Source organism: Paracoccus sp. P2 (genome assembly GCF_046335115.1).
Lineage (GTDB): Bacteria > Pseudomonadota > Alphaproteobacteria > Rhodobacterales > Rhodobacteraceae > Paracoccus > Paracoccus pantotrophus.
Window position 1 is genome coordinate 153,321 of the sequence record NZ_JBGOSN010000001.1, and the last position, 12,423, is coordinate 165,743.

At 69.0% G+C, this 12,423-nt stretch carries 10 protein-coding genes; 9 read left to right on the forward strand and 1 reads right to left on the reverse strand.

The window, feature by feature from the left end; translation table 11 throughout:
• Nucleotides 1-28 precede the first annotated feature (28 nt).
• From ACDP63_RS00745 to ACDP63_RS00775, 7 genes are all read left to right on the forward strand, one after another.
• Nucleotides 29-1,357: a purine-cytosine permease family protein gene (locus tag ACDP63_RS00745; protein WP_024842547.1), complete on the forward strand. Its 1,329-nt coding sequence runs from the start codon at nt 29-31 to the stop codon at nt 1,355-1,357.
• A gap of 91 nt (nt 1,358-1,448) precedes the next feature.
• Nucleotides 1,449-3,302 carry an ATP-binding protein gene (locus tag ACDP63_RS00750; protein WP_231486561.1) on the forward strand — a complete coding sequence of 618 codons (1,854 nt, stop codon included), beginning with the start codon at nt 1,449-1,451 and terminating at the stop codon, nt 3,300-3,302.
• On the forward strand, nt 3,299-4,645 hold the full coding sequence (locus ACDP63_RS00755) for a sigma-54-dependent transcriptional regulator (RefSeq protein ID WP_024842549.1): 1,347 nt from the start codon (nt 3,299-3,301) through the stop codon (nt 4,643-4,645). Before ACDP63_RS00750 ends, ACDP63_RS00755 begins: the two co-directional genes overlap by 4 nt.
• Before the next feature lie 189 nt (nt 4,646-4,834).
• Complete coding sequence (locus tag ACDP63_RS00760) at nt 4,835-5,809, forward strand: tripartite tricarboxylate transporter substrate-binding protein (protein WP_024842550.1); 975 nt, start codon at nt 4,835-4,837, stop codon at nt 5,807-5,809.
• A 56-nt stretch (nt 5,810-5,865) separates the two neighbouring features.
• Entirely contained in the window at nt 5,866-6,330 is a 465-nt protein-coding gene (locus tag ACDP63_RS00765; protein ID WP_024842551.1) for a tripartite tricarboxylate transporter TctB family protein, read from the forward strand.
• Between the two features lie 7 nt (nt 6,331-6,337).
• Complete coding sequence (locus ACDP63_RS00770) at nt 6,338-7,846, forward strand: tripartite tricarboxylate transporter permease (protein WP_024842552.1); 1,509 nt, start codon at nt 6,338-6,340, stop codon at nt 7,844-7,846.
• Nucleotides 7,847-7,867: 21 nt separating this feature from the next.
• Nucleotides 7,868-8,833 carry a Bug family tripartite tricarboxylate transporter substrate binding protein gene (locus ACDP63_RS00775; RefSeq protein WP_024842553.1) on the forward strand — a complete coding sequence of 322 codons (966 nt, stop codon included), beginning with the start codon at nt 7,868-7,870 and terminating at the stop codon, nt 8,831-8,833.
• A 46-nt stretch (nt 8,834-8,879) separates the two neighbouring features.
• Here ACDP63_RS00775 and ACDP63_RS00780 read toward each other — a convergent pair whose 3' ends face one another.
• Nucleotides 8,880-9,689: a FadR/GntR family transcriptional regulator gene (locus ACDP63_RS00780; RefSeq protein WP_024842554.1), complete on the reverse strand. Its 810-nt coding sequence runs from the start codon at nt 9,687-9,689 to the stop codon at nt 8,880-8,882.
• Nucleotides 9,690-9,852: 163 nt separating this feature from the next.
• Between ACDP63_RS00780 and ACDP63_RS00785 the strand changes: the two genes are divergently transcribed.
• Both ACDP63_RS00785 and ACDP63_RS00790 read left to right on the forward strand, forming a co-directional pair.
• Nucleotides 9,853-11,292 carry an FAD-linked oxidase C-terminal domain-containing protein gene (locus ACDP63_RS00785; protein WP_374326936.1) on the forward strand — a complete coding sequence of 480 codons (1,440 nt, stop codon included), beginning with the start codon at nt 9,853-9,855 and terminating at the stop codon, nt 11,290-11,292.
• Nucleotides 11,289-12,422, forward strand: coding sequence for an FAD-binding protein (locus tag ACDP63_RS00790; RefSeq protein ID WP_024842556.1), 1,134 nt, complete (start codon nt 11,289-11,291; stop codon nt 12,420-12,422). The genes ACDP63_RS00785 and ACDP63_RS00790 overlap by 4 nt, the downstream gene beginning before the upstream one ends.
• The last annotated feature ends 1 nt before the right edge of the window (nt 12,423 follow it).

The window sequence follows — 12,423 nt, forward strand, 5'->3', positions numbered from 1 at the left end:
ACAAGAACCAAAACAGGGAGCTTCAGCCATGGCTGGATCTTTGGACAATTCGGAAGAACTGGAATTTTCGGACCGGCCGGTGCCGCGCGACCAGCGCATGGGCCGGCTGCCGCTGACCATGGCCTGGTGGTCGGTCTGCTCGGCCATGTTCTATCTGGTCATCGCCGCCTCGCTGGCGCTGGCCTATGGCGCAAGGAACGCCATCATCGGGCTGGTGCTGTCGGTCATCGCCTATGCGGCGGTGAACGCGGTGCTGGTGCGGCACGCGATCCGCACCGGGCTCAGCGTCTCGCTGTTCTCGCGCCTCCTGCTGGGCCGCAGCGGGGCGGCGGTGGCGACGCTGATCTTCTTTGCCACCGCCATCTATTACGCGGTGTTCGAGGGCTCGGTGATCGCCGTCGCCCTGCGGGAATATGCCGGCATCTCCTATCCGCTGGCAGCGCTGGTGGTGGCGGTCTATTCGGTGGCGCTGATCTTCGGCTCGATCCAGAACTGGCTGGACAAGTTCAACGGCGTGCTTTTGCCCTTCTACCTGCTGGGGCTGGTCGCGGCGGTGGTGCTGGCGGTGGCGGAATACGGCTATTCGGACGCCTGGCTGAACCTTGGGCCACAGGGCGGCGCGCCCGCCGGCGGCTGGTGGGACTGCTTCACCGCCTATATGGGCGTCTGGATCCTGATGATGTTCACCTATGACTATGCCCGCTTCGGCCGGCCCGAGGATGCGCGCTTCCACGCCATTATCAACTTCGGCGCGCCCTTCTATGCCGTGGCCTTCCTGCTCAACGGCCTTGTCGGCATCTTCCTGGCTGCCAGCCTGCCGACCGAGGGCGGGGTCTCCGAGGTCTCGGTCGTCTTCGCGCTGGTGCAGCTGATGGGCGTGGCGGGCCTCGCCTTCGTCTGGATCTCGCAGACCCGGATCAACACCGCGAACTATTACCTCGCCGCGGTGAACATGGAGAGCTTTGCCGAGACCGCCTTCCGGCTGCACCTGCCGAAATGGGTCTGGGCCTGCGTGGTCGGCGCCATCGCCTATGCGCTGATGCTGGCCGATGTCTTTGCCTATATCCTGCAGGCGCTGGCCTATCAGGGCATCTTCGTCGTGGCCTGGGTCGGCATCGCGCTGGTCCATATCGCGACGGATCGCGGCGCCGGCGCCGGCGACGCCGACCTGGCGGATGCGCGCGCGGTCAATCCGGCGGGGCTGGGGGCCTGGCTGCTGGCCTCGGGTGCGGGGCTCGCGCTGCATTTCGCCGGCGGCACGGCGGCCTCGCTGTCGGCGCCGGCGACCTTCCTGGTCGCGGGCGCCGCCTATGCCGCGCTGGCGGGCCGGGCGGCGGTGCGCCGGGCGCTGTCCTGACCCTGGCACGAGGCCGGTTGCGCGCAGCCGGCCTTGCTGTCAGATTCCGCCGCAGGGAGAGAGAGAGAGAGAGCGGGAAGGAAGGCATGCCTTGGATGCGCCGGTTCGGATGCGCATAGACCCGCGGCCGCGCCGCTGGCCGCTGGTCCTGTCCTGCCTGGCCTGCGTGGCGGCCGTCCTGTGGCTGGGCGCGCAGCTTGCCCATCAGCATTACTTCCGCGAAGGGCATGCCCGCGCCACGACCGCGCTGCGGCTGACGGTGAACGCGCTCAATGCCGACCTGGCGCGCTATGAGGTGGTGCCGCAACTGGTCGCCGACCTGGACCTGATCCGAGAGCTTGCCGCCGATCCCGGCAATGCCGCGCTGCGGCAGCAGACGAACCGCTGGCTGGCCGAGCAGAACGAGGCGGTGCAGGCCTCGGACATCTACCTGATCCTGCCCGATGGCGAGACCATCGCCCATTCCGGCTATCAGGGCCCGGCCAGTTTCGTCGGGCAGAATTTCAGCTACCGGCCCTATGTCATCGACGCCATGGCGGGCGGACAGGGGCGGTTCTACGGCATCGGCACCACGTCCGGCGTGCGGGGCTATTTCTTCTCGGCCCCGGTCGCGGACGAGACCGGCCGGATCAGCGCCGTCGTCGCGGTCAAGATCGGCGTGGACCGGATCGAGGCCTCCTGGCGCGGCAACCAGTATCGCGTGCTGGTGACCGATCCCGAGGGCACGGCCTTCCTGTCCTCGGAACCCAGCTGGCTTTACCACAGCATCCGGCCGCTGACGCCGGAACGGCTGGCGCGCACCGAATCATCGCGCCGTTATGCCGGCACGCCGCTGGCCGAATTGCCGGTTGAGCGGCTGGAGCTGCACGGCGCGCCGGTGTTCCGCCTGCCGCCCGCCCTTGCAGAAGGGCCCCAGCGCAGCCACGACTATATCGCCGCCTCCGAGGAGATGCCGGGGGCGGGCTGGACCGTGCATGTGCTGCTGGACAGCGCCGAGCTGCGGGCCGAGGCGCGGCTGGCGGTGCTGAGCCTCATGCTGCTGATCGCGGTCGCGGGAATCGGGCTGATGATGTGGCGCCAGCGTCGGGCGCGCATCGCCGATCGCCTGGCCGCAACGGCGGAACTGGAGCGCCGCGTGGTCGAGCGCACCGCCGACCTGGCGCGGGTCAACAGCCAGCTTGAACAGGAGATCGCCGAGCGCCGCGCCACCGAGGCCGAGCTGCGCGCCGCCCAGGCCAGCCTGGTGCAGGTCGGCAAGCTGGCGGCGCTGGGGCAGATGTCGGCCTCGCTTTCGCACGAGATCAACCAGCCGCTGGCGGCGGCGCGCAACTATGCCGACAGCGCCGCCATCCTGATCGAGCGCGGCGACCTGACCCGCGCGCGCGAAAACATCGCGCAGATCCTGGCGCTGGTGGACCGGATGGCCGCCATCGGCAAGCACCTGCGCCATGCCGCGCGCAAGCCCGACGATGTGCTGGGCGCGGTGGTGCTGGCCGGGCTGCTGGAGGAGACGCGCACCATCGTCGCCGCCCGGCTGGCCAGCAGCGACGCGGTGCTGGATGTGGATGTGCCCGCCGACCTGCCGCCGCTGCGGGCAGGGCCGACGCGCTTGCAGCAGGTGCTGGTGAACCTGATCACCAATGCCGCCGATGCGGTCGAGGGCGGCGCGGATCGCCGCATCACGCTTTTGGCGCGGGCCGAGGGCGGGCGCGTCGCCATCCGCATCCGCGACCGCGGCCCCGGCGTGCCCGATGCCATCGCCGCGCGCATCTTCGACCCGTTCTTCACCACCAAGGGCATGGGGGCGGGGCTGGGCCTGGGCCTGTCGATCACCGCCAATATCGTGCGCGATTTCGGCGGCGAGATCGCCTGCCGCAACATGGACCCCGGCGCCGAGTTCTGCGTGACCCTGCCCGCCGCCGTCCCGGCCGAGGCCGCCGCATGACCCGGCGCGTGCTTCTGGTCGAGGATGACGAGCAGATGCGCAGTTCGACCGCGCAGGCGCTGGAGCTGGCGGGCTTTGCCGTCGAGCCGCTGGCCTCGGGCGAAGAGGCGCTGGCGCTGGCCGGGCCGGGCTTTGCCGGCGCGGTGGTCAGCGACATCCGCATGCCGGGCATGGACGGCATGACCCTGCTGGGCCGGCTGCACGAGATCGATCCCGAGATCCCGGTGATCCTGGTCACCGGCCATGCCGAGGTGCCGCTGGCGGTCGAGGCGATCCGCGGTGGCGCCTATGACTTCATCGAAAAGCCCTTCGTGGTGCAGGAACTGGCCACGGTGATCCGCCGCGCCATCGACCATCGCGGGCTGGTGCTGGAGAACCGCCGCCTGCGCGCCGTCGCCGGCAAGCGCGACGATGTCGAGGCGCGGCTGCCCGGCCGCACCCAGGTCATGGTCGACCTGCGCTATCGGCTGCGCGCCATCGGCGCCTCGGATGCCGATGCGCTGGTGATCGGCCCGACCGGCGCCGGCAAGGAGGTGGTGGCGCGCACGCTGCACGACATCTCGGCCCGCGCGGGGCGGCCCTTCATCGCCATCAACTGCGCCGCCCTGCCCGAGGCGCTGATCGAATCCGAGCTGTTCGGCCATGAGGTCGGCGCCTTTCCCGGCGCGCTGCGGCCGCGATACGGCAAGTTCGAACATGCGCGCGGCGGCACGATCCTGCTGGACGAGATCGGCTCGATGCCGCTGGAATTGCAGGCCAAGCTGTTGCGGGTGCTGCAGGAACGCACGATCACCCGGCTCGGCTCGAACGACCCGGTGGCGCTGGACGTGCGCTTCGTCGCCGTCAGCAAGGCCGATCTGGAGGAACTGGTCGCCCAGGGCCGCTTTCGCGAGGATCTGTTCTGGCGGCTGAATGTCGCCGTGCTGCACGTCCCGCCGCTGTCCGCCCGGCGCGAGGACATTCCGCTGCTGTTCCTGCAACTCTTGCGCGAGGCGGCCGCCCGCCACAACCGGCCCGAGCGCGAGGCGCCCGCCGCCTTCCTGTCCGGCCTAGCCGCACGGGAATGGCCGGGCAACGTGCGCGAATTGCGCAACCTGGCCGAGCGTTTCGTGCTGGGGCTGGAAGGGGTCGAGCTTGGTACCGCCCAGGGTGCGCGCCTGGCCGACCGCGTGGCGGCCTTCGAGCGCAGCCTGATCGCCGGCGCCATCGCCGCCCATGACGGCAAGCTGCGCCCGGTCTACGAGACGCTGGGCATCTCGCGCAAGACGCTTTACGAGAAGATGCAGAAATACGGTCTCGACCGCCGGCTGATCCTGGATTCCGCCGAAGACGAGCCGGGTTGACCGGAAATGGGTGGAAATCCACCCACTCCAGCCAGGCAATGTTCCCTTTTCCACCCATTTCCGTCGTATTGCGGCAATATGCGCCGCATGGGCCGCGTTTTTGATTTGTGCCGTGGTCCGGCCCGCCGCAGGCTTCACCCGGTGGCCGCGCCGGGAGGGAGGCGGCCGGAATATCCTTGGGGAGGGAACATGGCTTATCCAAAGCTTCTGGGCGCGCTTTGCGCCGCGACATTGCTGGCCGCGCCGGCATTCGCGCAGGACTGGCCGCAGCGCCAGATCACCATGGTCGTGCCGTTCTCGGCCGGCGGTCCGACCGATACGGTCGCGCGCATGGTGGCCGAGCGCATGTCGGCCGATCTGGGCCAGCAGATCATCGTCGAGAATATCGGCGGCGCCGGCGGCACGCTGGGCGCGGCCAATGTCGCCAAGGCCGAGCCGGACGGCTATACCGTGCTTTTGCACCATATCGGCATGGCGACATCGGACACGCTTTACCGCAACCTGCCCTATGACACGCTGAACGCCTTCGAATATGTCGGGCTGGTGACGGAGGTGCCGATGGTGGTGACGGCGCGCAAGGATTTCGAGCCCGCCGATTTCACCGCCTTCAAGGATTACGTCAAGGCCAATGCCGACAAGCTGACGCTGGCCAATGCCGGCATCGGCGCGGCCAGCCACCTGTGCGGCATGCTGCTGATGCAGGCGCTGGAGGCACCCTTGGTGACGGTCCCCTACAAGGGCACCGGCCCGGCGATGACCGACCTGCTGGGCGGGCAGACCGACATCATGTGCGACCAGACCACCAACACCACCCAGCAGATCAAGGGCGGCACGATCAAGGCCTATGCCGTGACCTCGCCCGAGCGGCTGGACCTGTTCCCCGACCTGCCCACCGCCAAGGAAGGCGGCGTCGAGACGATGGAGTTCGGCATCTGGCACGGCATCTATGCCCCCAAGGGCACGCCGGCCGAAGTGACCGAGCGGCTGTCGCAGGCCCTGCAGGTCGCGCTGGCCGACGAGGGTGTCGCCAAGGCGATGGCCGACCTGGGCACCGCGCCCGAGCCGGCGGAAAACGCCACGCCGGCCGCGCTCAAGGCCAAGCTGGAATCCGAGATCGCCCGCTGGAAGCCGGTGATCGAGGCCGCCGGCGTCTATGCCGACTGAAACGGAAAGCGGCCCCGCCCCTTGCGGCGGGGCCCGTCAATCGGGGGGAGGAACGCATGTCCGCAAAACCCAAGGATACCACCGACATCGTCGCCGGGCTTTCGATGATGGCGGCGGCGGGATTCTTCGGCTGGCACACGGCCGGGCTGGAAATCGGCACTTCGCTGCGGATGGGGCCGGGATATTTCCCGATGGTCCTGTCCGGGCTTCTGTTCGTCCTGGGGCTGATCATCCTGCTGAGATCCTTCGGGCGCGAGGATGACGAGCCCTTCGGCAAGGTCGCCTGGCGCGGGCTGCTGTTCATCCTGCCGGCGCCGATCTTCTTTGGCCTGACGGTGCGCGGCCTCGGCTTCGTGCCGGCGCTGTTCTTCACCACGCTGATCGCCTCGCAGGCCTCGATGCGGATGCGGCCGCTGGCGGCGCTGATCCTGGCGGTGGCGGTGACGATTCTGTCCACGCTGATCTTCAGCTACGGCCTTGGCCTGCCCTTCCGGCGCTTCGGCCCCTGGCTGGGCATGTGAGGGCGCGATGGAACTTTTCAGCAATCTCGCGCTCGGCTTTTCGGTCGCCTCCTCGCTGGCGAACCTGGCCTTCTGCCTGATCGGGGTCATGCTCGGCACGCTGATCGGCGTGCTGCCCGGCATTGGCGCCACGGCGACCATCGCCATGCTCTTGCCGATCACCTTCCAGCTCGAGCCCGTCAGCTCGCTCATCATGCTGGCCGGCATTTATTACGGCGCGCAATACGGCGGCTCGACCACGGCGATCCTGATCAACATGCCGGGCGAAAGCTCGTCGGCCGTCACCGCCATCGACGGCTACCAGATGGCCCGCAGGGGCAAGGCCGGCACCGCGCTGGCGCTGGCGGCGCTGGGATCGTTCTTCGCCGGCTCGGTCTCGACCTTCCTGGTGGCGCTGTTCGCCCCGCCGCTGACCGCGGTGGCGCTGAAATTCGGCGCGGCCGAGTATTTCAGCCTGATGGTGCTGGGCCTGGTGATGTCTGTGGCGCTGGCGCATGGCTCGGTGCTGAAGGCGCTGGCCATGGTGGTGCTGGGCCTGCTTCTGGGCATGGTCGGCACCGATATCTATACCGGCGCCCCGCGCTTCACGATGGGGATCACGCAATTCGCCGACGGGTTGAACTTCGTCGCCGTCGCCGTGGGGGTCTTCGGCATCGCCGAGATCCTGCGCAACCTCGAGGACGAGCATGACCGCCAGGTCATGACCAAGAACATCAACCGGCTGTTCCCCACGGGCCAGGAGCTGCGCCAGATGATCGGCCCGGTCCTGCGCGGCACCGGCATCGGCTCGGTCCTGGGCATCCTGCCGGGGGGCGGGGCGATCCTGGCCAGCTTTGCCAGCTACACGATCGAGAAGAAGGTCTCCCGCCACCCCGAGGAGTTCGGCAAGGGCGCGCTGGCCGGGGTCGCCGGGCCGGAAAGCGCCAACAATGCCGGGGCGCAGACCAGCTTCATCCCGCTCCTGACCCTGGGCATCCCGGCGAACCCGGTGATGGCGCTGATGATCGGCGCGATGATCATCCAGGGCATCGTGCCGGGGCCGAACGTGGTCAGCGAGCAACCCGCGCTGTTCTGGGGCATCATCGCCAGCATGTGGATCGGCAACCTGATGCTGGTGGTGCTGAACCTGCCGCTGATCGGGCTGTGGGTGAAGCTGCTGACCGTGCCTTACTACGTGCTGTTCCCGATCATCATGGCCATGTGTTCGATCGGGGTCTATTCGGTGAACTCGAACAGCTACGACCTGTTCGCCGTCGCCTTCTTCGGCCTGCTCGGCTATGTCATGTCCAAGCTGCGCTGCGAGCCGGCGCCCTTGCTGCTGGGCTTCGTCCTCGGCCCGCTGCTCGAGGAAAACCTGCGCCGGGCGATGATCCTGTCGCGCGGCGATCCCACGACCTTCCTGACCCGTCCGATCAGCGCCACGCTGCTGGCGATGTCGCTGGTGGTGCTGGTGCTGGTCTTCATGCCGCAGATCCGCAAGCGGCGGGACGAGGTCTTTACCGAAAGCGACGCCTGAACATTCAACTGGGAGGAAACCATGACCGCATCCATCACCCGCCGGCTGCTGCTGGGCGCTGCCGTGGCGCTTGGCCTGGCCGGGGCCGCCGCCGCCGAATACCCGGACCGCCCGATCACCTTGGTCATCCCCTTTGCCGCCGGCGGCTCGACCGACGTGGTCGGCCGTATCGTCGCCGACCGCATGAGCCAGGAGCTGGGCCAGCAGGTCATCGTGCAGAACGTCGGCGGGGCGGGCGGCAGCCTGGGCGCGGCCCAGGTCGCCAAGGCCGATCCCGATGGCTATACGATCCTGATGGCGACCGTCGCCACCCATGCGCTGAACCCGCTGATCCTGAAGCAGAAACCCTATGACCCGGTCGCGGATTTCGCGCCCGTCTCGCTGCTGGTGCTGGTGCCGAACGTGCTGGCGGTGAACCCGGAACTGCCGGTCAACACCGTGCAGGAGCTGATCGACCTGTCCAAGTCCGAGCCCTTGGCCTATGCCTCGTCCGGCAACGGCACGCCGCTGCACCTGTCGGGCGAGCTGTTCAAGGCCATGGCCGGGATCGACCTGACCCATATCCCCTACAAGGGTTCGGGGCCGGCGCTGACCGATGTGCTGGGCAACCAGGTGCCGATCATCTTCGACAACCTGCCCTCGGCCTCGGGTCATATCGCCTCGGGCAAGCTGCGGGCGCTTGGCGTGACCACGGCGGAACGCGCGCCCAGCTTCCCCGACATCCCGGCCATTGCCGAGACCCTGCCGGGATACGAGACTTATACTTGGAACGCGCTTTTCGCCCCGGCCGGCACGCCGCCCGAGGTTGTCGAGGCGCTGAACAAGGCCGCGCTGGTGGCCATGGCCGACCCGGCCGTCGCCGAGCGGATGCAGGAGTTCTCGGCCACCATCGTCGCCTCGACCCCCGAGGAATTGGCCGAGCATGTCCAGGCCGAGATGGCGAAATGGGAGCCGGTGGTCCGCGACGCAAACGTCAGCCTGGACTGACGCGCAATCGAAAGGCCGGGCACCGTCCCGGCCTTTTTCCTGCCGGCTAGCCCTCTGCGGCGGGGGCGGCTTTCGCGCCAGCCGCGCGCGTTCCAGCGCCGCCGCCGTTCAGCCGGCGCAGCGACAGGTCCAGCCGCGCCTCGGCCTCGCGGATCTCGCGGCTGGCTTGGCGCAGATAACGGATATGTTCGCACGCCGCCTGCCGCGCGGCTTCCGCATCGCGGGCAAGGATCGCTTCGGCGATGGCGCGGTGCTGCTGGCGCAGCAATTCGCGGATGGCCGGCACCGCGAACAGCCGGCTGCGGTTCTGGATCACGTCCGAGCGCAAGACCCCTGCCAGCGCCTGCATGATCTGCAAAAGCGTCAGGTTGTGGCTGGCCTCATAGATCAGCAGGTGCAATTCGGCATCCGCCTCGGCCTCCTCCTTGGTATCGGCGCGGGCATGGGCGCGGTCCATGCGCCCGAGGCAGTCGCGGATGCGTGCCAGCTCCACCTCGGTCGCGCGCTCTGCCGCCAGCCCTGCTGCCGCGCTTTCGACGATGCCGCGGAACTCCAGGTAATCGTCGGCCGCCTCGGCATGGCGGACCAGCATGGCGATCAGCGGATCGGTGATCGCGGCCTGGCCCAGGGCCGCCACCCGGCTGCCGCGCCCGCCGGCGCTGGTCAGCAGCCCGCGTTCCTCCAGGATCTTCAGCCCGTCGCGCAGGGTCGAGCGCGAGACGTTCAGCCGCTCGGCCAGCTCGCGCTCGGGCAAGAGCCGCTCGTCCGGGCGCAGCGACCCTTCCAGGATCAGCGATTCGAGATGCTGGGCCACGGCCTCGGCGGCGCGTTCGGATTTTACGGAAGCGTTGGTCATGGGCGCTCATGCGGTTTTGCCGGATCGCGGCCATGTAAGCACAAATCCCGCATGATGGTCCAGAAAAATACCGATTGACTAATGTGGTCTGAAAATAATACCAAGAATGCAGGGGCAGGGGACGGCCCCGCCACGAAGGGAGGAGAGCTTGTCCGGTATCGCCATGCCCCAGCCCGATGCGGGCATCCTTGCGCGCCTGCCGCAGATCGTCGCGGCCCTGCGCGACGTCCTGCCCGAGGATGCCGTGATCTGGGATCCCGAGGAGACGCGGGCCTATGAATGCGATGCGCTGACCGCCTATCGCTGCCCGCCCTTGGCCGTGGTGCTGCCGCGCACCACCGAAGAGGTCGCCGCCGCCATGCGCATCTGCCACGAAATGCGCGTGCCGGTGGTGCCGCGCGGCGCGGGCACCTCGCTGGCCGGGGGGGCGCTGCCCACCGCGGACAGCGTCATCATCGCCACCCTGCGGCTGCGCGAGGTGCTGGAGATCGACACCCAGAACCGCTTCATCCGCGTGCAGACCGGCGTGACCAATCTTTCGGTCAGCGCCGAGTTGGAGCCGCATGGCTTCTTCTATGCGCCCGACCCGTCCTCGCAGTTGGCCTGCACCATCGCCGGCAATATCGCGATGAACTCGGGCGGGGCGCATTGCCTGAAATACGGCGTGACCACCAACAACCTGATGGGCGCCACGGTGGTCCTGCCCACCGGCGAGGTGGTCGAGCTGGGCGGGCCGGAAATGGGGCCGACGGGCTTGGACCTGATGGGGCTGCTCTGCGGCTCGGAGGGCCAGCTCGGCATCGTGACCGAAGCCACCCTGCGCATCCTGCCGCGGCCCGAGGGTGCGCGGCCGGTGCTGATCGGCTTCGACGGCGCCGAGGTGGCGGGGGAATGCGTGGCGCGGATCATCCGCTCGGGCGTGCTGCCGGTCGCCATCGAATACATGGACGATGTCTGCCTGCGCGCGGTCGAGGCCTTTGCCCATGCCGGCTATCCCGATTGCGCCGCGGTGCTGATCGTCGAGGTCGAGGGCTCTCCGGCCGAGATCGACCACCAGATCGCCCGCATCCGCGAGATCGCGGGTGCCCTGAACCCGGTCGAGTTCCGCGAAAGCCGCAATGCCGATGAGGCCATGGCGATCTGGAAGGGCCGCAAATCGGCCTTTGGCGCCATGGGCCGGCTGGGCGATTACATTTGCCTGGACGGCACGGTGCCGGTGGGGCAGCTGCCCTATACGCTGAAGATGATCGGGGAACTCTCGCGCCAGCACGGGCTGGAGGTCGCGAACGTCTTTCACGCCGGTGACGGCAACATGCACCCGCTGATCCTGTTCAATGCCAACAAGCCCGGCGACCTGGAACGCGCCGAGGCTTTCGGCAACGACATCCTGCGGCTTTGCGTCGATGTCGGCGGCTGCCTGACCGGCGAGCATGGCGTGGGCATCGAAAAGCGCGACCTGATGGGCAAGCAATATGACGGCCCCGACCTGGAAATCCAGATGGCGGTCAAGGATGTTTTCGACCCGCGCTGGCTGCTCAATCCGGCCAAGGTCTTTCCGCTGGACGCAAGCCAACCCTGGCGCGAGGAGGCAGCCACCCGATGATCCCCGAGACCCCCAGCCGCGCGGGGCTGAACCCCGCCAGCGAGGCCGAGCTTGGCGCCCTGATCGCCGAGCGTTTCGCCGCCCGCCAGCCGCTGCGCCTTGCCGGCGGCGGCACGCGGGTCGAGACCGGCGCCGTGCCGGGCGACACCCTGTCTACCGCCGCGATCTCGGGCGTCGTGACCTATGAGCCGGGCGAGATGACGCTGATCGCCCGCGCCGGCACGCCCTTGGACCAGATCCAGGCGATGCTGGCCGCCGAGGGCCAGGCGCTGGCCTTCGAGCCCGCCGACATGCGCGGCGTTCTGGGCCAGGGCGGCACGCCGACCATCGGCGGCGTGGTCGCGGCCAATGCCAGCGGTCCGCGCCGGCTGCTGGCCGGGGCCTGCCGCGACCATCTGCTGGGCCTGCGCTTCGTCGACGGGCAGGGCAGGGTGCTGAAGAACGGCGGCCGCGTGATGAAGAACGTCACCGGCCTCGATCTGGGCAAGCTCTTTTGCGGCGCGCATGGCACGCTGGGCGTCCTGACCGAAGTGGCGCTGAAGACCCTGCCGCATCTGCCCGACCGCTGCACGCTGGGCTTTCACGGCGTCACGGTCGAGGAGGCGGTGGCGATCTTCTCGGCCGCGCTGGCGACCCCTTTCGAGGTCTCGGGCGCGGCCTTCCGCGACGGCACCGCCTGGCTGCGGGTCGAGGGGCTGGGGCCGCAGATGGACTATCGCCGCGACCGGCTGCTGGCGCTTCTGGCACCGCGCGAGGCCGAGCTTCTGGATGCCGAGGCCACCCAGGCCCTGTGGCGCGAGCTGCGCGATCTGGCGCATTTCGCCGGCACGGACGCGCCGCTCTGGCGGGTGCTGGTCAAGCCCAGCGACGCTCCCGCCACGGCGCGGGCCTTGCAGGCGCTTGGCGGAGAGGTGTCGCTCGACTGGGGCGGCGGGCTGGTCTGGTATTGCGGGCCGGGCAGCGCGCAGGCGGTGCGGCAGGTCGCGCCCCATGCCACGCTGATCCGACGCGGCGGGCTTACCGGCCCGGCCTTCCCGCCCGAGGCCCCGGCCGTCGCCCGGCTTTCGGCCGGGCTGCGCCAGAGGTTCGACCCCGCCGGCATCCTCAATCCCGGCCTGATGGATCAGTGAC